Origin of the sequence: Streptomyces sp. NEAU-sy36 (assembly GCF_013423905.1) — a bacterium.
In the GTDB taxonomy this organism is placed as follows: Bacteria; Actinomycetota; Actinomycetes; order Streptomycetales; family Streptomycetaceae; genus Streptomyces; species Streptomyces misionensis.
Genome location: NZ_CP058977.1, coordinates 7,440,723 through 7,462,157, shown reverse-complemented (window position 1 = coordinate 7,462,157; position 21,435 = coordinate 7,440,723). Strand labels below are relative to the sequence as shown.

The window sequence follows — 21,435 nt, the reverse complement described above, 5'->3', positions numbered from 1 at the left end:
CATGAGGGTGGCCTTAACGCTGTTAAGCTGTCAAGCGTGAGTGCGGAACGACGATCGCCCCTGGACCGTGCCCGGGTCGCCGACACGGCGCTGCGGCTGCTGAACGAGGTCGGCCTCGACGGGCTGACCCTGCGCGCCATCGCGAAGGAGCTGGACGTCAAGGCGCCTGCCCTGTACTGGCACTTCAAGGACAAGCAGGCGCTGCTGGACGAGATGGCGACGCAGATGTTCCGGCGGATGGCGGCCGGCGCCGAACTCGACCCCGCCGACACCTGGCGGGAACGCCTGCTGAAGGTCAACCGCGGTCTGCGCGCCGCGCTGCTCGGCTACCGCGACGGCGCCAAGGTCTTCAGCGGCTCACGCTTCACCGGCGTCGACCACGCCCCCGCCCTGGAGGCGAACCTCCGGCTCCTGACGGACGCCGGGCTGACCTTCGCCCAGGCCGTCGACGCGGGCCGCACGGCCTACGCCTACACCATCGGCTTCGTCACCGAGGAGCAGGGCATGCGCCCCCTGCCGGGCGACGAGAAGGTCCGCACCGACATCGCCGACCGCGCCCGCCGCTTGGCCGACCACCCCCTCGCGGCGGCGGCCGGCGAACTCCTCTTCGACGACTACGACCGCCAGTTCGAAGAAGGACTGGCGGTCGTGATCGCGGGGATCGGGGCGCGGTACGGGGTGGCGTCCTAGGCGGAAAGGCTCCGCGCCTTCAGCGCCCGCCTGAGCCGTGGGCCGAACGGTTTCTCCACGAACCGGTGGATGAGCCAGGCCAGGAGCAGCATGGCCAGGACCGTCGCGGCGAGGGCAACCCCCGGTGACAGCCCGAGGGTCCGGCGCAGGACGCGGATGACGAACCAGCCCAGGTGTTCGTGGACCAGGTAGAAGGGGTACGTGAGCGCGCCGGCCGTGGTCAGCCAGGGCCAGGACGCCCAGCGGGTCCGGCCGACGGCGACGGCGGCGACGGTGGCGAAGGCGAGGGCGACGATCAGGATGACCACATAGGGGTCGCGGTGGAAGCCGAAGTGGCCGGCCGGGCGCCACAGGCCGCGGGTGGCCTCGCTCTGCCCGAGCAGCAGGGACACCGCGACGATGCCCCACAGCAGCAGGTTCCCGCCGAAGCGGTGCACCAGGTAGAGGGCGAGGCCGCCGATGAAGAAGGGCGCGTACTCGGGCATGAGGATCTGGTCGGTCAGCGCGTTGCCGGTGGTACGGCAGACCACCACCGCCAGCGTCCACACGGAGCAGAACAGCACCACCCGGCGGTAGGTGACGCCCCGCAGGACGACGAGCAGGGCGAACAGCGCGTAGAAGCGGACCTCGGCCCACAGCGTCCAGCACACGCCGAGCACGCGGGTCGCGCCCATCGGCTGCTGCAGCATCGTCAGGTTGACCAGGAACTCGTCCGGGCGGACCGGCGCGATGACGACCGGCAGCACCAGGGACGCCGCGGTGACCAGCACCAGCGCTACCCAGTAGGCGGGGTAGAGGCGCGAGACCCGGGAGCGGAAGAAGTCGCCGAGGGTGCGGCCCCAGCTGCTCATGCAGATCACGAAGCCGCTGATGACGAAGAAGAACTGGACGCCGAGGCAGCCGTAGACGGACAGCCGGGACAGGGCCGGGAAGAGCGTGGCCGGGCTCTGGTGCCAGGACTCGGAGACCGTGCCGCCGCGGCCGGTGTAGTGGTACAGGCAGACCATCAGCGCGGCCACGAGCCGCAGCCCGTCCAGTGCGAGCAGCCGGCTCCGGCGATCGGTGGGGGTGGCGGTGGGGGCGGGGGCGGCCGTCGTCCGGTCGGGCGGGGCGGGGACGGCGTCGAGGGCGGGGGAGGAAGCAGCCATGGTGCCCGGTACCTACCCGGACACCGGGATTCATGTCTCACGATCACATGAAACTACCTGAAATATTGCGGTAGTTGGGCTTACGTCCGGGTTAACGACACGGGGTATGGGTGGCGGCGGACCCGGGTGCGGGACGGGTCCGCCCGGGCTCAGCGCCGTACCGTCCTGCGCAGGCTGCGCGCCTTCTTCGCCACCCGGCGCACGGTCACGTTGCGCGGGATGAACGCCAGCTGGGACGGGATCCCGCCGGGCAGGGCGAGCGAGGTGAGCCTGCGGCGCTTGAAGTAACGGGAGTTCTCGGGGCCGAAGTTGGCCGCGAGCCAGGTCTCCGTCTCCGCGCGCAGCCCCGGCAGGATCTTCGACTGCATCGCGAAGCCCACCGCGCGCACCAGCGCGCCCAGCCGGTCCACGTCCATGCCCTGGCGCCGCTCGGTGACCGCGGCCGCGTCGGACAGGTCCGGCAGCAGGGCGTCCACGATGGTGACCGGGATCCGGTTGCTGTTCTCGTACGGCGTCAGCCGCTCCAGCAGCAGCTCGGTGCCCACCCGGGCGACCGGCAGTCCGTAGAGCGCGGAGGCGGTGAGCAGGGCCGTGGAGAAGCAGCCGACGACCAGCGCGGGACGCATCCGCTGGTACAGCACCTCGGCGAGGACCGGCGTGTCCACGACGGTCAGTTCGACGCCGAGCCGCTCCGCCTCCTGCTCCAGCGAGCGGGTGTAGCGTGCCGGGGCGGTGGGGTGCGGTTTGAACACGACCGCGGTGTGGCCCAGGGCCGCCGCGCCCCTCAGCATCCGCACGTGCAGGTCCTCCTCCTGCTCCGCGGTGAGGATGTCCAGCGCCGACAGGTACTGCCCGAGCAGCAGCGCGGGCTCCTCGGCGGCCGGCGACTCGCCGGCGGTCTGCGCGAGTTCCGCGAGCACCTTCGTGAAGGCCTGGGTGGGGACCAGCTCGCCGGGCACCTTGAACTCGGTCAGCAGCAGCGGCGCCAGCCCCGGCACCAGGTCCAGGTGGAGCACCCGGTCGACGCGCGTGCCGACCAGCGGGTCGATCTTGTTGCGGGTCGGGCCGTAGGACATCAGGCCGTCCGCGTAGACCGTGACCGGGGCGCCGTTGAAGATCTGGGCGAGCGCGAGCGCCGGATTGACCTGGATCGACTCGACGGCCAACTCGACGTCCTCGTCGCCCAGCCGCCACTCGTGCCGCAGGAACCGTTCCCACAGCGGCATGTCGTCCACCCGGGGGGCCCAGCCGCCCGGGTGGAACGGGAAGATCGTCTCGTTGTACGAGATCACGTCGTCGAACCGGTCGCGCAGCCGCTCGAACCCCGGCATCTCGTCGGGGCCCGGCGTCGTCTCGGGCGTCGCCGCGTTGTTGCAGACCAGCAGGATCCGCCGGTCGGCGGAGTCGAAGCAGCCGGAGTCCAGGGCGGCGGCGAGGGTGGCGATGCCGTACAGCGTGGACGCCTGGAAGATCTGGGTGGTCACGCGGCGGCCCCCGCGGCGGCGGGACGGCGGCGCAGCCGGCGCAGCTTGGTGGCGCGCTGCACGTCCATGGAGTCCAGGGCCTCGTCCAGCACGTCCTGCGGCATGCGGCGCAGTGCGGCGGCACTCAGGGATTTCAGTTTCTTCGCCACCGCGGGCTCGAACCTTTCGATGGATCCCAGATGATGGGAAATGATGGCGCAATACGTACGGACCGCCTTCGGCAGCAGTGCGTCCGCATCGCGGTCCGCGGCGGTCTCCGCAATCACCTGATCGAATGCCCGGATGAAATCGAGCTGGCGCACATCGCCGATCTGGGTGAGCGAGGAGGCGACCCCGCGCCGGTAGAACACGCCGAGCAGGCTCACCGCGGCGAAGGATTCCGCCTCCCGGTGCAGCTTCCAGATCCACGGCCGGTCCTCGGCCGTGCGCAGCCCGTCGGTGAAGTGCAGGAGCCCCTTGTCGACCAGCCGGCGGTGGTAGACGCCCGCCCAGGCGAACGCGTAGTCCACCGAGGTGGAGCGGTCCGCGGGCAGTATCGCCTCGCGCGGGTTCAGCACCTGGTTCCGCCGGCCGACCGGCACCCGGTGCACCTGGCGGGCCCGCGCGGTGCACTGCACATGGTCGGTGCGCAGGAAATCGACGCCCAACTCCTCTATGGCGCCGACAAGTTGGCCGAAGTAGCCGGGGGCGAGCCAGTCGTCGCCGTCCAGGAACGTCAGGTACTCGCCGCGCGCGCGGTCGATGCCGGTGTTGCGCGCGGTCGCCAGACCCCCGTTCTGTTCGTGCCGGACGAGGACCGCCCCGGGCAGCTCGCGCTCCGCGCGCGCGAGAATCGCGGGTGTCCCGTCGCGGGAACAGTCGTCGACGAGAATGAATTCGAAGTCCTCACGCGCGTTCGCCTTCAGGCTCCTGAGCGTGTCGGGCGCGTATTGCTGCACGTTGTAGAACGGCACGATGACGGAGAGCTTGACCACGTCAGGGACGTTAGGCGGACGCCCGTCATTCGTCTTGACGCCGTGCTTGATACTGGGTGAATGGCATGTGGCGAAGCCGTGAACCAGGCTTTATTACGGCCCTCCCGCAGGCCGATTCGCCGTCCGGCGACGTGCTGTTAACCGTTTGTTGCTTTCAGGTTGGGCGGAACGGCGGAATGCCTTCCTAGCGTCTTCGGCGTGCCAGCAAGTGCAACGAAGTCCCTGCGGGTCGCCGTCCTCGCGGACTCCGACACCCGCTGGAAGTGGGGCGCGCTCACCGCGCGGCGGCTCACTCCGGCGGATGCCGAGGTCCGGCTCGACGGCTACCTCCTGCGCGGCCGCGCCACCCCGACCGCCCGTCAGCTCAGCGAGGTGGGCGTACGCGCCGACTCCCTCCGCGAGGTCACCGGCGTCGAGTTCCTGCACGCGATGGGCCGGGAGCCCTACGACGTGCTGGTGCTGGCGCTGGTCGGCGGCGGCGTCCAGGCGATGCTGCACGGCCTGCGCAACGTCTGGGGCACCGGCCGGCGGCCCGTCGTCGTCACCGGCTACGTCGGCGTCGTCTACGAGAAGCTCACCGACGGCCTGCTGCTGCGGCACGGCGCGGACCTGGTCCTCGCCAACTCCCGCCACGACGCGGACCGTTTCCGGGCCGTGTACGAAGGGGTGGGCGCGGACGCCTCCTCGGTCACCGAGGTCGCGCTGCCCTTCCTCGGCGGGGAACCGTACACCGGCGAACACGACCCCTACACCGTGGTGTTCGCGGCGCAGCCGTCCGTCCCGGACAACCGCCGCGACCGCACCTACCTGCTGGACCGGCTCATCGGACACGCCCGCAAACACCCCGAGCGGGAGGTGCTGCTCAAGCTGCGCTCCAAGCCCGGCGAACACACCACCCACATCGAGGAACTGCCCTACCAGAAGCTGGTCCAGGGCAAGGACGTGCCCGCCAACTTCCGGCTGGTGTACGGACACATGGGCGAGGTGCTGGACCGTACCGACCTGCTGGTCACGGTCAGCTCCACGGCCGCCCTGGAGGCCCTGCACCGGCGTGTGCCCACCGCCGTCCTGACCGACCTCGGGGTGCGCGAGGCGCTCGGCAACCACCACTTCACCGGTTCCGGCTGCCTCGCCTCCTGGGACCAGCTCGACGCCGGGCACCGCCCCGCCCCGGACGAGGAGTGGGTGGCCCGGCAGGGCGTCGCCGCCGGCGAAGGCTCGTACGAGTCCTGCTTCTTCGCGGCCCGCGAGCGCATCGCCGGGCTGCTCGACCGCCCCGGCGGACTGCCGCCCCTCACCCCCTACTACACCTCCGAGACCGCGCCCGGCTATCTGCCCGGCATCCTCGCCCGCCACCACCTCGGCCCCGACGGCGCCCCGCTGCCCGGCGCCCCCACCGCCGACAAGGCGCCCGGCCCCGTCCGCCAGATCGTGCGCCGGGCCGCGCGCGGCGCCTACCGGCACGGCGTCCAGCGCGTCGCCCCGGTGATCCGGCGGATGGGGGAGCTGTGACCTCTACGCAAGGAGTGGAACCCATGTCCGACCCGCAAGCGGGCCAGGGCGCCTCGGTGCGCCGGGTGCTCGCGGTGATCCCCGCCCGCGGCGGCTCCAAGGGCGTGCCCGCGAAGAACCTCGCCCCGGTCGGCGGCGTCCCGCTGGTGGCCCGCGCGGTGCGCGAGTGCCGCGCCACCCGGCTGGTCACGGACGTCGTGGTCTCCACCGACGACCAGGCCATCGCCGCCGCCGCCCGCGCGGCCGGCGCCGAGGTGGTGCTCCGCCCGGCCGCCATCGCCGGGGACACCGCCACCTCCGAGGCCGCCGTCCTGCACGCCATGGACGCCCACGAGGCCCTGCACGGCGAGGTCGTCGACACGGTCCTGCTCGTGCAGTGCACCAGCCCCTTCCTCGTCCGCGAGGACATCGACGGGGTGGCCGGCGCGGTGGTCGAGGACGGCGCGGACACCGCGGTCACCGTGGCCCCCTTCCACGGCTTCGTCTGGCGGCACGACGAGACCGGCACCGGGGGCGGGGCCGGGGTCAACCACGACAAGTCGTACCGCCCCCGCCGCCAGGACCGTCCCCAGGACTTCCTGGAGACCGGCGCCGCCTACGCCATGGACGCGGCCGGTTTCCGCAAGCACCTGCACCGCTTCTTCGGCCGCACCGAACTCGTGCGCACCGACCCGGCGCGGGTGCTGGAGATCGACGACCCGCACGACCTGGCCCGGGCCCGCGCGCTGGCCCCCCTCTTCGACGCGGACCTCCCCCACTCCCGGCACCGCCCGAACGGGACCCCGGACGGTGCGCTGCCGACCGCCGACGACATCGACGCGGTCGTACTGGACTTCGACGGCACCCAGACCGACGACCGGGTGCTGATCGACTCCGAAGGACGGGAGTTCGTCTCCGTGCACCGCGGCGACGGACTCGGCATCGCGGCCCTGCGCAGGAGCGGGCTGCGGATGCTGATCCTGTCCACGGAACAGAACCCTGTGGTCGCCGCCCGCGCCCGGAAGCTGCGACTTCCCGTGCTGCACGGCATCGACCGCAAGGACCTCGCGCTCAAGCAGTGGTGCGAGGAGCAGGGCATTGCGCCGGAGCGCGTGCTCTACGTCGGCAACGACGTCAACGACCTCCCGTGCTTCGCCCTCGTCGGCTGGCCCGTGGCGGTCGCGAGCGCTCACGACGTCGTACGCGGCGCCGCACGCGCGGTCACCACCGTCCCCGGCGGTGACGGCGCGATCCGAGAGATCGCCAGCTGGATCCTCGGCCCCTCTCTCGATTCCCTCCCCAAGTAAGGACATCCCCTGATGAGCACCAACTCCCGTCTGCGTTCGTTCGGTTCGCGCGAGGTCGGCCCCGGCCGTCCCGTCTACATCTGCGGCGAGATCGGCATCAACCACAACGGTGAGCTGGAGAACGCGTTCAAGCTGATCGACGTGGCCGCCGAGGCCGGCTGCGACGCCGTCAAGTTCCAGAAGCGCACCCCGGAGATCTGCACCCCGCGCGACCAGTGGGACATCGAGCGCGACACCCCCTGGGGCCGGATGACCTACATCGACTACCGCCACCGCGTGGAGTTCGGCGAGGACGAGTACCGCCGGATCGACGCGTACTGCAAGGAGAAGGGCATCGACTGGTTCGCCTCCCCGTGGGACACCGAGGCCGTCGCCTTCCTGGAGAAGTTCGACCTGCCGGCCCACAAGGTGGCGAGCGCGTCCCTCACCGACGACGAGCTGCTGCGCGCCCTGCGCGCCACGGGCCGTACGGTCATCCTCTCGACCGGCATGTCCACCCCGAAGCAGATCCGCCACGCGGTGGAGGTCCTCGGCTCGGACAACATCCTGATGTGCCACGCCACCTCGACCTACCCGGCGAAGGCCGAGGAGCTGAACCTCCGCGTGATCAACACGCTGGAGAAGGAGTTCCCGAACGTCCCGATCGGCTACTCCGGCCACGAGACCGGCCTGCAGACCACCCTGGCCGCCGTCGCCCTGGGCGCCACCTTCGTCGAGCGCCACATCACCCTCGACCGCGCCATGTGGGGCTCCGACCAGGCCGCCTCCGTCGAGCCGCAGGGCCTGACCCGGCTCGTCCGCGACATCCGCACCATCGAGGCCTCCCTGGGCGACGGCGTCAAGAAGGTCTACGACTCCGAGCTCGGCCCGATGAAGAAGCTGCGCCGCGTCGCCGGTGTCGTCGCCGAGGCCGAGATCGCGGCGGCCGCCGGCGAGCCGGTCACGGTGTGAATCCCCACTTACGACGGGACGGTCACCCCCCGATGAGCCCCCGCGCCGGCCACCCCGGCCCCCCTTCCCGCACGCTCGCCTTCGTGGAGAGCCCGGTCCAGCTGCTGAACGTGCTGGAGTGGGCGCGTCCGCACGGCCTGCGGGGCAGGGAACCGGACGTGGTGCGGGGGACCGGTGCCGGGTTTGACGCGGGTCCGGTCACGGGCGCCGCGCCGGTGCCGGACCCGGACCGGCCGACGGGCACGGACCGCCCGCCCGCCTCCGAACCGCTGCCGTCCGTGCCCGCGCAGGTGCGCCGGACCGTGGCCGGCGGTCCGGCGCAGGCCGGGGCGGACCTCACGGTCGTCGTGCTGTCCCCGACCGACCCCATGACCCGCGGTCAGCTGCGCCGCATGGCGGACCTGGCCCGCGACGAGGGGTACCGGGTGCGCTGGGAGGAGGCGCGCGGCGGAGCCACCGCGCCCTTCGCCACCATCGGGGGCCTCGCGGGGCTGCTCCGCCGGGCCGACCGCGTCGTCATGGGCGACCCCTTCTCCCGCTACGTCCAGCTGCTGCTGACCATCACCCGCGCGCGCGACCTGGTCGTGGTGGACGACGGCACCGCGACGATGGAGTTCGTCGCCCAGCTCGCCCGCGGCGAACGCCTGGTGCGCTGGCACCGCAAGGGCGGCCGTCCGGGCCCCCGCGACCTGCTGTTCGCCCCGGTCTCCTCCTCGGCCCGCCGCAGGCTGGCCCCCGGCGGCCGCCGCCGGGTCGAGGTCTTCTCCTCGATGCCGGTGACCGAGGTCCCGGACGGCGTGACCGTCACCGCGAACGACTTCGCCTGGACCCGCGCCCGCTTCGGCCCGCCGCGCATCACCAAGGGCGCGGACATGGTGGGCACCTCCCTGGTGGAGACGGGCGTGGTGGACGGCGAGCGCTACCTCGACGCCGTCCGCACCCTGGCCAAGGCCCACGGCGCCACCCGCTACTTCGCCCACCGCCGGGAGAGCACGGAGAAGCTGCACCGGCTGGCCGCGGAGACCGGACTGGAGATCGTCCGCCCCGACCTGCCCCTCGAACTCATCGCCCGCCGCGGCCCGATCGGCCGTACGATCCTCAGCTTCCCCTCCACCGTGGTGCACACCCTCCCCCTGGCCCTCGCCGGTACCGGAGTCCGCGTCGCCGTCTGCGACATCGACCCGGCCTGGCTCACCGACCACGCCTCCCCCCGGGCCCAGGGCTTCCTGTCGGGGGTGACGGGAACGGCCCGCGACGTGCACCGACTGGCGAGAGTGAGCCCCGCGTAGCCCCCTCGCCCCCGCATACCCCGGGTAAGAGGTTGACTTGATTTCTTACCTGCCTCACGGGGAGCATGGCGTCGCCGGCGCGGCCTGCCGGCGACGGGGACAACGGGGAGGCTGCAGGCGTGTCCTGGGACGAGTGGGAGCAACTGAAAGCGGACGCCGCGACCCGCGGCGGCACCGGCATGCGACTGAACCAGCTTGATCCCGGCGGAGGCGGCGGCGCCGACGCCGCCCGTCTCAAGTCGGACAAGAAGGTCTGGACGAAGGCCGGCGAGGACACCAAGGGCCTCCAGGACGGCCTCGGCAAGGCGCTGGGGAAGCTGGAGGACGGCCAGTCGGGACTGGGGGACACGGCCGGTTGCCAGTCCGCCGCCGCGCAGAAGGAGTTGCACGACTCCTGGAAGAAGTACGTCGAGGACGTGAACGGCCGCTGCGGCGAACTCGGCGGGCTGCTGGAGCGCGCGGGGCACGACCTGTCGATGACCGACGGCGATGTGCAGGCCGCCCTGGACAAGCTGAAGACCAAGTACCAGGACACCGAGGCCGTCGGCGGCCAGGCGAAGGGCCGGTGACGGGGGCGTGGACCTGGCGACCCTGAAGGCCTTCGAACCGTCCCGGTACCAGGAGGCCGCGGACGGCTACCAGGCCGCAGGCGACACCGCGAGCGCGGCCAAGGACACCATCGAGAACGGGATCAGCGCGGCGATACGCAACAAGCTCGAAGGCAAGGCGGCGGAGGCGGCCCTGCGCGAGCTGAAGGAACTCGGCAAGAACTTCCACTACGTGCAGACCGAGTGCGCGCTGGTCAGCACCGCGTTGAACGCGTTCGCCTTCGACATGGCCGCGGCCAAGCGGAAGCTGGAGGCGGCCCTGGCGGACGCCGAGGCGGCGGGCTGCAAGGTCGGCGCGGACGGCTCGGTCACCTTCCCCGCAGGTGGCAAGGAGGTCGACGGCAAGGTGCCGGAGGGCGGCACCGTGCGGGCGAGCACCAGTCCGACGGACCCGACGGCGTCCGCGCTGGAGCGCCAGGCCGTGAACATGCACCCGAACCCGAACTTCGGCAAGGCCGTGGAATTCGCCGACCGCATCGGCGACGCCCTGAAGGAAGCCACGGACGCGGACGCCAAGTGGGCCCCGAAACTGCGGGCGTTGAAGGCGGACGACGATCTGGTGGTGTCGAACCGGGACTGGTCGGACGTGAAGTCGGACCAGGACGGGGTGAGCGACGCAGGCAAGAAGTACCTGGACTCCCTGCCGCAGCCGCCCGAGAAGGGCAGCCCGAAGGACAACGCGGCCTGGTGGAAGGGCCTCACTCCCGAGCAGCGTGCGGCATGGCTGTCCCTGCGCCCGGACAGCGTGGGCAAGCTCGACGGCCTGCCCTCGACGGTGCGCGACGAGGCCAATCGCGTGGTGCTGGACGAGACGCAGGCGCGCTACCGGATCGAACTCGACGGCATGCCGAAGCCACCGGCCAACGAGTGGACGTACATCACCGCCTACGGCGGCTTCGGGGCGATGCCGTCCAAGGTGCACACCGACGAATGGATGGACTGGTACCGCAAGTACGGCGAGCGCTACGACCACCTCACCAAATCGCTGAACGGCATGGAGGCCATCCAGAGCCGCTTCGACTCGACCGGCCTGGGCACCAAGGACCACCGCACGGGCCTGCCCCCGGCCTTCCTCCTCGGCTTCAGCGCGGACGGCAACGGCCGGGCGATCATCGCCAACGGCGACCCGGACACGGCCCGGCACCAGGCCGTGTACGTGCCGGGCACGACCTCCAATCTGAGCAACATCGGCGGCAACGTCGACCGGATGACCGCCACCTGGCGGGTGGCCACCGACGAGGCCGACGGGCAGCCCGTCTCGACCATCACCTGGCTCGGTTACGACGCCCCGCAGGACATCGTGAAGGACTCGCCGTTCCGGCACTACGCGGACGACGGCGCCCCGGCCTTCAACCAGTTCCTCGACGGACTGGAGGCCGCGCACTCGGGCGACGACCCGCCGCACCGCACGGTGATCGGGCACTCGTACGGCACCACCCTCGTCGGCTCGGCCGCCGACCACGGCACGCTGAACGCGGACGACGTGATCACCGCGGGCAGCCCCGGTGTGACGGTGCCGAAGGCGGAGCAGCTGGACGTCCCGAAGGGCCATGTCTGGAACGAGGAGGCGGACGGCGACATCGTGCCGGACATCGGCCGCTTCGGTCACGGCGGTACCGACTGGGACGGACCCTGGACGGTGCCCAGCGACGAACGCTTCGGCGCCAACCAGATGACCACCGACACGAAGGGCCACAGTGGTTACTGGGACGAGGGCTCCGACAGTCTGCTCAATCAGGCCCTGGTCGTCGCCGGACACGGGGAGGACGTGCAGCTGAAGGAACCCACGCCGACCTGGAAGTACACCCGTTAGGAAGAGCGAGGCCCGCCGATCTTGAAGAACCGCACGAGCGCCGCCGCGCTCCTCGCGTCCACCGTCCTCATCACCCTCACTGGATGCAGCATGACCTCAAGCACGGAAGCCGACGACGTTCCGTCCGCCGGCACCAGCACGTCACGGGACGCCGCCGACAGGACGGAGAGCGTGTCCAGCCGGCTCTACGACCTGATCGGCGTCAAGGGAAAGGCCTCCGACAGCGGCCCCGGCGTCCAGGAGTGCTCGGGCAAGGACCGGGACACGTACTTCCGGATCTTCCACAAGTGGAGCTTCTATCCCGCGTCGGCGGGCGATCTCGACGCCGCGATGCAGCACCTCAAGGACGGGATGCCCGAGCACGGCTGGAAGATCGTCGAGTACGGCCCCGACACCAGCCAGAACAAGAACCTCACCCTGGTGGCGGACAACGACGAGCAGAAGGCCGGCGTCCACATCACCCAGATGAAGAAGAGGAACCCGCCCAAGCTGAGCCTGATGGTCGTCTCCGGCTGCTACCGGGTTCCCGAGGGGCAGAAGGTGGAGCACTTCTAGGGGTCAGCGGATGTGCTGCGTGAGGAAGAGCGCGGCGCGGTCCAGGGCCTGGTCGGCCTCGTCCAGGGAGCCGGCGTAGGCCTGGAAGACGTGCGGGACGTCCGCGGTGACGTCGAGTACGACGTCCACGCCGGCCGCCCGCGCGCGCTCGGCCATCCGGGTGGAGTCGTCCAGCAGGAGTTCGTCCGTGCCCACCTGGAGCAGCATCGGCGGAAGGCCCGTCGGATCGGCATGGACGGCCGGGCTGAGCAGGGGGTGGCGCGGGTCCTGCCCCGCGCGGTAGAGCGCCCCGCTGTGCTCCAGGCCCTCGCGGGTGAAGAAGGGGTCGATCCCGGCCTTGGAGTCGAGGCTCTCCCCGGTCCGGGTGGCGTCGAGGCCCGCCGAGAACGCCACGATCGCCGCGGGCAGCGGCAGCCCCGCGTCCCGCGCCGCGAGGCACGTGGTCACGGACAGGCCGCCCCCGGCCGAGTCCCCGGCGAACACGATCCGCTCCGGGTCCTCGCCGCCGTCCAGCAGCGCCCGGTAGGCGGCCAGGCAGTCCTCGGTCGCGGCCGGGAAGGGGTGCTCCGGGGCGAGGCGGTAGTCGAGGGACAGCGCCCTGATCCCGGTCCTGACCACGAGGTTCGCGGTCAGGCAGAGGGCGGTCTCGGGCGAGCCGAGGAGGAAGGAACCGCCGTGGAAGTAGAGGATCGTCCCGGGACGCGGCGCGGGGGCCGGGCCGGCGGGCTCGACCAGGAGGGCCGGGCGGGGACCCAGGTCGGTGGTCGTCGTGTGGATTCCGTCCGGCACGCGCATCTGTGCCATCAGCGCCCGGAACCCGGCCCGGCGTTCCTCGATGGACCAGGGGCCCTCGGGCTGGGGTGCGTGACGCAGTTGCGCGCGCAGCGCCGCTCGCTGTTCCTTGCTCATGACTGCAGCTCCGATCGTCGATAACTGCCGCTACACTATATGCCGTGGCATATAAATCAAGTGGTGACGGCGCCCCGGCCCTCGCGGCGTTCTTCGACGACCTCGTGCGCTGCGAGACGCGCCTGTACAACGCCCTCAACGACCGCCTCCGCGAGCGGCACGGCATCGTCACGTCCCAGTACGAGTTCCTGCGCCGGCTCCGCGACCGCCCCGGCGCCCGGGTCGCCGACCTCGCCACCGACTTCGCGATCGGCATCGGCGCGACGAGCAAGGGCATCGACCGGCTGGAGCGGCGCGGGTGGGTCGTGCGGCGCCCCAACCCCGCCGACCGCCGGTCGTCGCTGCTGGAGCTGACGGAGGCGGGGGCGGAGCTGGCCGAGGCGGCGGCCGGGACCTTCGGCGAGTGCCTGGCCGAGCTGATGGGCGGCACGTTCGAGGGTGAGCGGCTGGCCGTCGCGGCCCGGGCGATGGGGGAGCTGCGGGCCACGCTGGAGCGGGGGCAGGTGGGGGTGCCCACGGGCTGAGGGCGCGGCCCCGCCCCCTACGCCTTCCTGGCCAGCACGAACGCCCGGGGGCGGGTCTCCTCCCCGGACGGCTCCCGGCGCACCGTCGCCACCAGGGCGAGACCCGCCTCGGCCAGCAGGGACGTGATCTGTTCGGGGGAGCGCCAGTAGTAGTCCAGGGCGATCCTGTGGGTGAAGCGTTCCGAGAGGTGGAGACGGGGGAGCGGTTCGCCGGGCTTCGGGGTCTGGAAGGCGAGGAGCGCCGGGGCGCCCGGGGCGAGCGCACGGTGGAATCCGGCGAAGACCCCCGGGAGGCGGGCGTCCGGCACGTGGATCGTGGAGTAGAGCGCGAGGAGGCCGCCCAGGGACCGGTCCGGGACGTCCAGCGACGTCATCGAGCCGGTGCGGAAGCGGAGCCCCGGATGGGCCTCGCGGGCCAGCGCCACCATCGCGGGGGAGAGATCGACGCCGAACGCCGGGACCCCCTGCTCGTGGAGCAGCGCGGTGACGTAGCCGGGTCCGCTGCCCAGATCGGCCACCGGGGCCGTGCCCCGCGCCAGCTCGGCGAACGCCATGACGACGCTCCGGTCCAGGGGGTGGACCAGGCCGGACGGGTAGCGGGCCGCGTAGTCCCCGGCGATCGCGTCGTAGGAGGTACGGGTCGTCTGCAGGAAGTCCTCGGTCGCTTCGGTCACGGCTGGGGACCCTAGCGGGCGCGGGCCGACCGGAGGTCCGGTTCGTGGACATGGCGAGCGTGACACCGGTGAGGCGTGGTATCCGTGGAAGGAGGAAAACAGAGGGATTTACCCATCAGAGTCCGCACCCATGCGTCCGGCGGTCAGATTTTCTTCCCCTATCGGGCTGAACTTTTGTTGATCGAGGGGTAGTTGACCGGCGGGGCGTCCTACCCTTCAGAGGGTGAAGCAATTGATGTCCCTAGAGTCCGAGGCCGGCCTTTCGGGGGATGTGCTCCCCGGCGTGCTGAGCGAGTCCCTGCACGCCGAACTCGTCGCCTTCCGCCGCGACTTGCACATGCACCCGGAGCTCGGCAACCAGGAGTTCCGCACCACCGCCGCGATCAAAGAGCGCTTGGAGAAGGCCGGGCTGCGCCCCCGCGTCCTCGCCACCGGAACCGGACTCGTGTGCGACATCGGGCTGAAGGAGGGCGAGCGCCCCGCCGTACCGTTGCTCGCGCTGCGCGCCGACATCGACGCGCTGCCGATCCCGGACACGAAGAGTGACTGTCCGTACCGCTCCACCGTCCCCGACCGGGCGCACGCGTGCGGGCACGACATGCACACGACCGTGGTGCTGGGCACCGGCCTCGTCCTCGCCGACCTGCACGCCAAGGGCCTGCTCACCCGGCCCGTACGGCTGATCTTCCAGCCCGCCGAGGAGGTGCTGCCCGGCGGCGCCCTCGCGGCCATCGCGGACGGCGCGCTCGACGGGGTCGGACGGATCCTCGCCGTGCACTGCGACCCCCGCGTCGACGCCGGCCGGATCGGGCTGCGGCACGGTCCGATCACCAGCGCCTGCGACCGGCTGGAGATCGCCCTGGACGGCCCCGGCGGACACACCGCGCGCCCGCACCTGACCACCGACCTGGTCACCGCCGCCGCCCGGGTCGCGGTCGACGTGCCCGCGCTGATCGCCCGCCGCGTGGACACCCGCGTCGGGCTCGCCCTCACCTGGGGCCGGATCGAGTCGGGGCACGCGCCGAACGTCGTACCGCAGCACGCCGAGCTGTCCGGCACCGTCCGCTGCCTGGACCTGGAGGCGTGGCGGCAGGCCCCCGACATCGTGCACGCGGCCATCGACGAGGTCGCCACCCTGCACCGGGCCAAGTCCGAGATCAACTACGTGCGCGGGGTGCCGCCCGTCGTCAACGACCGCGGCGCCGCCGATCTGCTGCGCCGGGCGATGGCCGCCCGCCGGGGCCGGGACTCCATCGAGAGCACCGAGCAGAGCCTGGGCGGCGAGGACTTCTCCTGGTACCTGGAGCACGTGCCCGGCGCCATGGCCCGGCTCGGGGTGCGCCGCCCCGGCGAGCGCACCGTGCGCGATCTGCACCAGGGCGACTTCGACGCCGACGAGCACGCCATCACGGTCGGCGTGGAGATGTTCACCGCGGCCGCGTTCCTGGACGACAGCGACGGCCGGCAGACCTGAGCCGCGCGGCCCCTCCGGGGGCCGCGCCCGGGTCCGCAGAGCGGGCCCGCCGCTTGGGCGCAACACATCCGCAAGCCAATCCTGTGTGGTGCGCGACACCCCCGCGAGACGGCTCGGACGTCGAGTTCAGACACTGTTTGCCTCGAATCGATAACGGCTTCGAGAGAGGGTTTTTTGCGACATCTACGCGCGTTACGATGCCGCGAAGCCGTCGCCGCCGGGGTGTTCGGCTCAAGCGCCGACATGGCGCTCAGGTCAGGTGAAGGAGCCTTCCCGTGCGCCGGGTAGCCAAGATTTCCGCTGCGTGTCTCACCACCGCGGCCCTCGCCCTTGCCGCCACTGCCTGTGGCAAGACGTCCTCCGACGACGCCAGTTCCTCCCCTTCGGGCGGCGGCAAGGGCGGCGTCAAGATCGGTCTCGCCTACGACGTCGGCGGCCGTGGCGACCGGTCCTTCAACGACTCCGCCGCGCGCGGTGCCGACAAGGCCGAGAAGCAGTTCGGCGGTTCCATCAAGGAGCTGACCGCCAAGACCTCGGACACCGAGGCCGACCGCGAGCAGCGCCTCCAGGACCTGGCGGACGCCGGCTACAACCCGATCGTCGCCGTGGGCTACGCCTACGCCCCGTCGGTGCAGAAGATCGCCGCGAAGTACCCCAAGACCAGCTTCGGCATCGTCGACTCGGTCGTGGACGGCAAGAACGTCGACAGCATCACCTTCACCGAGGAGCAGAGCTCCTACCTGGCCGGTGTCGCCGCCGCGCTGAAGACCAAGAAGAACCACATCGGCTTCATCGGCGGTGTCGACAACCCGCTGATCAAGAAGTTCGAGGCCGGTTACGTGCAGGGTGTGCACGACACCAACCCCAAGGTGAAGGTGGACGTCCAGTACCTGAGCCACGGCCAGGACACCTCCGGCTTCTCCAGCCCGGACAAGGGCCAGCAGGCCGCGCAGGGCATGCTCGACAACGGCGCCGACGTCATCTACACGGCGGCCGGCTCCTCCGGCACCGGCGCCATCGAGGCCGTCAACGGCGTCAAGGGCGCCTGGGCGATCGGCGTCGACTCCGACCAGTACAACATCCCGGGCATGGAGAAGTACAAGAGCTCCATCCTGACCTCCGCGGTCAAGAACGTCGACGTCGGCGTCTTCGACTTCATCCAGTCCGTCAAGAACGGCAAGCCGCTCGCCGGCAACAACGTGTACTCCCTCGCCAAGGGCGGTGTCTCCCTGGCCACCAGCGGTGGCTACCTGAAGGACATCCAGCCCAAGCTGGACGCCGCCAAGCAGCAGATCGTCGACGGCAAGATCAAGGTCAAGACCACCCCTTGAGCTGACCCGGCCGACCTGTAGGGGTCCGGCCGTACACCGGACCCGTCGGCCCCCAAGGGTCCGGTCCGTCCACCGGACCCCGGCTCGGCGCGGGTGAGTCGTTCGCGGCCCCTTCGCCGAGCCATAACAATGTGTCAACTCTACGCGTGTAGCTAGGAGTTGCCGCGCTAGCGTCGCCGACGCCTGCCCTCCCTCCCCTACGCAGCCCCTTTCCCCGAGGAGAGTGCGCCATCAACGCGTCCAGCCCTCCCGCTGCCGTCGAACTGCGCGGCATCACCAAGCGTTTCCCCGGCGTCGTCGCCAACCGCGACATCGACATCACCGTGTCCAAGGGCACCGTCCATGCCCTGTGCGGTGAGAACGGCGCCGGCAAGTCCACCCTGATGAAGATCCTCTACGGCATGCAGCAGCCGGACGAGGGCACCATCACCATCGACGGCGAACAGGCCGTCCTGCACAACCCCGCCGACGCCATCGCCCGCGGCATCGGCATGGTGCACCAGCACTTCATGCTCGCCGACAACCTCACCGTGCTGGAGAACGTCGTCCTCGGCGCGGAGAAGCTGCACGGCATCGGCGGCAAGGCCCGCGCGAAGATCAAGGAGATCTCGGACGCGTACGGCCTGAACGTGCGCCCCGACGTCCTCGTCGAGGAGCTGGGCGTCGCCGACCGCCAGCGCGTGGAGATCCTCAAGGTCCTCTACCGCGGCGCCCGGACGCTCATCCTGGACGAGCCCACCGCCGTCCTCGTGCCGCAGGAGGTCGACGCCCTCTTCGACAACCTGCGCGAACTCAAGGCCGAGGGCCTCACCGTCATCTTCATCTCGCACAAGCTGGGCGAGGTGCTCTCCGTCGCCGACGAGATCACCGTCATCCGGCGCGGCACGACCGTCGGCACCGCCGAGCCGGCCTCCACCACCCCCCGGCAGCTCGCCGAGATGATGGTCGGCAGCGAGCTGCCCACCCCGGAGACCGAGGAGTCCACGGTCACCGACGTCCCGATGCTCACGGTCGACGGCCTGCACCTCGGCCAGACCGACCTGGACGGCATCGAGCGCGTCGTCCTCGACCGGATCTCCTTCACCATCCACAAGGGCGAGGTCCTCGGCATCGCCGGGGTGGAGGGCAACGGCCAGTCCGAGCTGGTCGAGGCGATCATGGGCATGCGCAACCCGGACGCCGGGACCATCACCCTCGACGGCACCGACATCTCGCAGAGCGCCACCCGCGACCGCCGCGAGGCCGGCATCGGCTACATCCCCGAGGACCGCCACCGCCACGGCCTGCTCCTCGAAGCCCCGCTGTGGGAGAACCGCATCCTCGGCCACGTCACCGAGAAGCCCAACTCCCGCGGCGCGCTGCTCGACACCAAGGGCGCCCGCGCCGACACCGAGCGGATCGTGCGGTCGTACGACGTCCGCACCCCCGGCATCGACGTCACCGCCGCCTCGCTGTCCGGCGGCAACCAGCAGAAGCTGATCGTCGGCCGCGAGATGAGCCACGACCCCAAGCTGCTCATCGCCGCCCACCCCACCCGCGGGGTGGACGTCGGCGCGCAGGCGGCCATCTGGGACCACATCCGCGAGGCCCGCCGCGAGGGCCTCGCGGTGCTGCTGATCTCCGCCGACCTGGACGAGCTGATCGGCCTGTCCGACACCCTGCGGGTGATGTACCGCGGCCGCCTGGTCGCCGACGCCGACCCCGCCACCATCACGCCCGAGGAGCTGGGCTCCGCCATGACGGGTGCGGCCACCGGCCACCTGGAGCACGCGGAGGACGACGCGCGATGAACAAGCTGACCTCACGGATCGACAAGGAGCGGCTGCTCCTCGGGATCGCGGCGCCGCTGCTCGCGATCGTCGCCGCGCTCGTGATCACCGCCCTGGTGATCCTCGCGACCGGCAAGAACCCCGGCCCCGCCTTCAGCGACATGCTGACCTACGGCTTCGCCAGCGACAGCCAGGTCTACATCCTCAACAAGGCGACCACCTACTACCTCGCGGGTGTCTCGGTGGCCATCGGCTTCCGGATGAACCTGTTCAACATCGGTGTCGACGGCCAGTACCGGCTCGCCGCGTTCTTCGCCGCCGTGCTCGGCGGAGCGCTGACCCTGCCCGGCTGGCTCTCCGTGCTGCTCATCCTGATCTGCGCCATGGGAACCGGCGCGGTGTGGGCGGCCATCGCCGGTGTCCTCAAGGTGACCCGGGGCGTCAGCGAGGTCATCTCGACCATCATGCTGAACTCGATCGCCACCGCGGTCATCGCCTACCTGCTCCAGCCCGGGAAGCTCGCCCAGCTCCAGCAGGGCGGCACCGTCGTCGCCACCAAGCCGCTGCCGTCGTCGTCGCACTTCTTCAACATCGACACCGGCCCGGCCGGCGAGCTGTGGGGCTTCATCGTGATCGCCGCCCTCGTCGGCATCGCGTACTGGTTCGTCCTCGGCCGCACCCGGTTCGGCTACGACCTGCGCACCGTCGGCCAGTCCGAGAGCGCGGCCGCGGCGAGCGGTGTGTCGGTGAAGAAGATGGTCGCCACCAGCATGATCATCTCGGGTGCGGTGGCCGGTCTGATCGGCATGCCGACCCTGCTCAACGACAGCTACCAGTTCAGCAGCGACTTCCCGACCGGCATCGGCTTCACCGGCATCGCCATCGCGCTGCTCGGCCGCAACAACCCGATCGGCATCGCGCTCGGCGCCCTGCTGTGGGGCTTCCTGGAGCGCACCACCAACCACCTGGAGTTCCAGGGCTACGACAAGGAGATCCTCGGCGTGATCCAGGGCGTCATCGTCCTGTGCGTCGTGATCGCCTACGAGGTCGTACGCCGGTACGGCCTCAAGCGCCAGCAGCAGCGGGTCGGCGCGGAACTCGCCGCCCAGGTCGCCGCCGCCCCGATGAAGAAGCAGGAGGTGGCGTGATGACTGCCACGATGACCGACGCGCCGCCGCCCGCGGCGCCCAAGGCCGCGGACGCCGCGCCGCGCAGCTCGGGCCGCTCGCTCGGCCAGATCCTGGTGCTCGTCGCGGGCGCGCTGCTGCTCCTGGCCGCGGTCCGGGTGATCACCGGTTCGCAGGACCTCGACTCCGCGGGCCAGGTCGGCGCCGCCCTCGGGCTCGCCGTGCCGATCGGCCTCGCCGGTCTCGCCGGCCTGTGGTCGGAGCGGGCCGGCGTGGTCAACATCGGCCTCGAAGGCATGATGATCCTCGGCACGTTCGGCGCCGGCTGGGCCGGCTGGCAGTCCAGCCCCTGGCTCGGCCTGCTGTGCGGCATCGGTTTCGGCGTCCTCGGCGGCCTGGTGCACGCGGTCGCCACCATCACCTTCGGCGTCGACCACATCGTCTCCGGTGTGGCGCTCAACCTGCTCGCGCTCGGCGCCACCCAGTACCTCGCCAAGCTCTGCTTCACCGACGGCGCGGCGGCCAACGCGGGCGGCAACCCGAAGCAGTCCCCGCCCGTGGACGCCCTGCCGGACGTCACCGTCCCCGGCCTGTCCGACGGCCTCCAGTCGATCGAGGGCCACCACTGGTTCCTGGTCTCCGACCTCGCCGGCATCCTCGGCGGCGTGGTCACCCACCTGTCCGTGGTGACGATCCTCGCCGTGGTGCTGTTCGTGGGCAGCTGGTGGCTGCTGTGGCGCACCCCGTTCGGGTTGCGGCTGCGCTCCTGCGGCGAGAACCCGGTCGCCGCGGAGTCCCTGGGCGTCAACGTGTACAGCTACAAGTACGCGGCCGTCGCCGTCTCCGGCGGCCTCGCCGGCCTCGGCGGCGCCTTCCTCGCGCTCGTCACCTCGCACACCTACCTGGAGGGCCAGACCGGCGGCCGCGGCTACATCGGCCTCGCCGCGATGATCTTCGGCAACTGGCGGCCGGGCGGCCTGGCCATGGGCGCGGGCCTGTTCGGCTACTCCGACGCCCTCCAGCTGCGCAACGGCGGCACGACCGTGCACGCGCTGCTGCTCCTGCTGGTCGTGCTGCTCGTCGCCCTCGCCGGGTGGAAGCTGTACCGCAAGGCGACGTGGCAGGGCGTGATCAGCCTGGTCGTGGCCGCGGCCGTGCTGGTCTGGTACCTGTTCACCGACGAGGTGCCGAGCGACTTCGTGGGTGCCACGCCGTACGTCGTCACGCTGCTGGTGCTGTCGCTGTCCGCGCAGCGTCTGCGGATGCCGAAGGCGGACGGCATGCGGTACCGGAAGGGTCAGGGCAAGTGAGCCGGGA

General features: G+C 71.3%; 19 protein-coding genes. 14 read left to right on the top strand and 5 right to left on the bottom strand.

From position 1 onward, the window contains the following. Positions 1-36 precede the first annotated feature (36 nt). Complete coding sequence (locus HZZ00_RS32615) at positions 37-690, top strand: TetR/AcrR family transcriptional regulator C-terminal domain-containing protein (protein ID WP_180329738.1); 654 nt, start codon at positions 37-39, stop codon at positions 688-690. Here HZZ00_RS32615 and HZZ00_RS32610 read toward each other — a convergent pair. From HZZ00_RS32610 to HZZ00_RS32600, 3 genes are all read right to left on the bottom strand, one after another. Then, positions 687-1,838 (bottom strand): acyltransferase, encoded by a 1,152-nt coding sequence (locus tag HZZ00_RS32610; protein ID WP_180329737.1) that lies wholly within the window; start codon positions 1,836-1,838, stop codon positions 687-689. The genes HZZ00_RS32615 and HZZ00_RS32610 overlap by 4 nt on opposite strands. A 149-nt stretch (positions 1,839-1,987) precedes the next feature. Further along, on the bottom strand, positions 1,988-3,322 hold the full coding sequence (locus tag HZZ00_RS32605; protein WP_180329736.1) for an alpha-2,8-polysialyltransferase family protein: 1,335 nt from the start codon (positions 3,320-3,322) through the stop codon (positions 1,988-1,990). Next, complete coding sequence (locus HZZ00_RS32600; protein ID WP_180329735.1) at positions 3,319-4,296, bottom strand: glycosyltransferase family 2 protein; 978 nt, start codon at positions 4,294-4,296, stop codon at positions 3,319-3,321. The genes HZZ00_RS32605 and HZZ00_RS32600 overlap by 4 nt, the downstream gene beginning before the upstream one ends. A gap of 198 nt (positions 4,297-4,494) precedes the next feature. Between HZZ00_RS32600 and HZZ00_RS32595 the strand changes: the two genes are divergently transcribed. The 7 genes from HZZ00_RS32595 (at position 4,495) to HZZ00_RS32565 (ending at position 12,310) form a co-directional block, all read left to right on the top strand. Next, positions 4,495-5,808: a DUF6716 putative glycosyltransferase gene (locus HZZ00_RS32595; RefSeq protein WP_180329734.1), complete on the top strand. Its 1,314-nt coding sequence runs from the start codon at positions 4,495-4,497 to the stop codon at positions 5,806-5,808. A 23-nt stretch (positions 5,809-5,831) separates the two neighbouring features. Continuing rightward, positions 5,832-7,094: an N-acylneuraminate cytidylyltransferase gene (locus HZZ00_RS32590; RefSeq protein ID WP_180329733.1), complete on the top strand. Its 1,263-nt coding sequence runs from the start codon at positions 5,832-5,834 to the stop codon at positions 7,092-7,094. Positions 7,095-7,106: 12 nt separating this feature from the next. Next, positions 7,107-8,045, top strand: coding sequence for an N-acetylneuraminate synthase family protein (locus HZZ00_RS32585; protein WP_180329732.1), 939 nt, complete (start codon positions 7,107-7,109; stop codon positions 8,043-8,045). Between the two features lie 32 nt (positions 8,046-8,077). Then, positions 8,078-9,334 (top strand): hypothetical protein, encoded by a 1,257-nt coding sequence (locus tag HZZ00_RS32580; RefSeq protein WP_180329731.1) that lies wholly within the window; start codon positions 8,078-8,080, stop codon positions 9,332-9,334. A 119-nt stretch (positions 9,335-9,453) separates the two neighbouring features. Next, complete coding sequence (locus tag HZZ00_RS32575; protein ID WP_180329730.1) at positions 9,454-9,903, top strand: hypothetical protein; 450 nt, start codon at positions 9,454-9,456, stop codon at positions 9,901-9,903. A gap of 7 nt (positions 9,904-9,910) precedes the next feature. Then, entirely contained in the window at positions 9,911-11,755 is a 1,845-nt protein-coding gene (locus tag HZZ00_RS32570; RefSeq protein WP_180329729.1) for an alpha/beta hydrolase, read from the top strand. A gap of 90 nt (positions 11,756-11,845) precedes the next feature. Next, a complete protein-coding gene (locus HZZ00_RS32565) occupies positions 11,846-12,310 on the top strand; it encodes a hypothetical protein (protein ID WP_257585495.1) in 465 nt (154 codons plus the stop codon). Between the two features lie 3 nt (positions 12,311-12,313). Here the strand turns inward: HZZ00_RS32565 and HZZ00_RS32560 are convergent, their stop codons facing one another. Continuing rightward, positions 12,314-13,219 carry an alpha/beta hydrolase gene (locus HZZ00_RS32560; RefSeq protein WP_180329727.1) on the bottom strand — a complete coding sequence of 302 codons (906 nt, stop codon included), beginning with the start codon at positions 13,217-13,219 and terminating at the stop codon, positions 12,314-12,316. Positions 13,220-13,263: 44 nt separating this feature from the next. On the opposite strand from HZZ00_RS32560, the gene HZZ00_RS32555 reads away from it, so the two are divergent. After that, a complete protein-coding gene (locus HZZ00_RS32555) occupies positions 13,264-13,743 on the top strand; it encodes a MarR family winged helix-turn-helix transcriptional regulator (protein WP_180329726.1) in 480 nt (159 codons plus the stop codon). 17 nt (positions 13,744-13,760) lie between these two features. On the opposite strand, the gene HZZ00_RS32550 is transcribed toward HZZ00_RS32555, so the two are convergent. Then, on the bottom strand, positions 13,761-14,417 hold the full coding sequence (locus HZZ00_RS32550) for a trans-aconitate 2-methyltransferase (protein ID WP_180329725.1): 657 nt from the start codon (positions 14,415-14,417) through the stop codon (positions 13,761-13,763). A gap of 235 nt (positions 14,418-14,652) precedes the next feature. Between HZZ00_RS32550 and HZZ00_RS32545 the strand changes: the two genes are divergently transcribed. The 5 genes from HZZ00_RS32545 to HZZ00_RS38905 all read left to right on the top strand — a co-directional run bounded on the left by HZZ00_RS32545 (position 14,653) and on the right by HZZ00_RS38905 (position 21,428). Then, positions 14,653-15,891 (top strand): amidohydrolase, encoded by a 1,239-nt coding sequence (locus HZZ00_RS32545; protein WP_180329724.1) that lies wholly within the window; start codon positions 14,653-14,655, stop codon positions 15,889-15,891. 275 nt (positions 15,892-16,166) lie between these two features. Further along, positions 16,167-17,222, top strand: a complete 1,056-nt coding sequence (locus HZZ00_RS32540; RefSeq protein WP_180329723.1) for a BMP family protein — start codon at positions 16,167-16,169, stop codon at positions 17,220-17,222. A 263-nt stretch (positions 17,223-17,485) separates the two neighbouring features. Further along, positions 17,486-19,012 carry an ABC transporter ATP-binding protein gene (locus HZZ00_RS32535; protein WP_180333802.1) on the top strand — a complete coding sequence of 509 codons (1,527 nt, stop codon included), beginning with the start codon at positions 17,486-17,488 and terminating at the stop codon, positions 19,010-19,012. Next, on the top strand, positions 19,009-20,139 hold the full coding sequence (locus HZZ00_RS32530; protein WP_180329722.1) for an ABC transporter permease: 1,131 nt from the start codon (positions 19,009-19,011) through the stop codon (positions 20,137-20,139). The genes HZZ00_RS32535 and HZZ00_RS32530 overlap by 4 nt, the downstream gene beginning before the upstream one ends. Then, the gene (locus tag HZZ00_RS38905) at positions 20,139-21,428 is read left to right on the top strand and encodes an ABC transporter permease (protein WP_257585494.1); all 1,290 of its coding nucleotides are present in this window, start codon (positions 20,139-20,141) and stop codon (positions 21,426-21,428) included. Before HZZ00_RS32530 ends, HZZ00_RS38905 begins: the two co-directional genes overlap by 1 nt. The last annotated feature ends 7 nt before the right edge of the window (positions 21,429-21,435 follow it).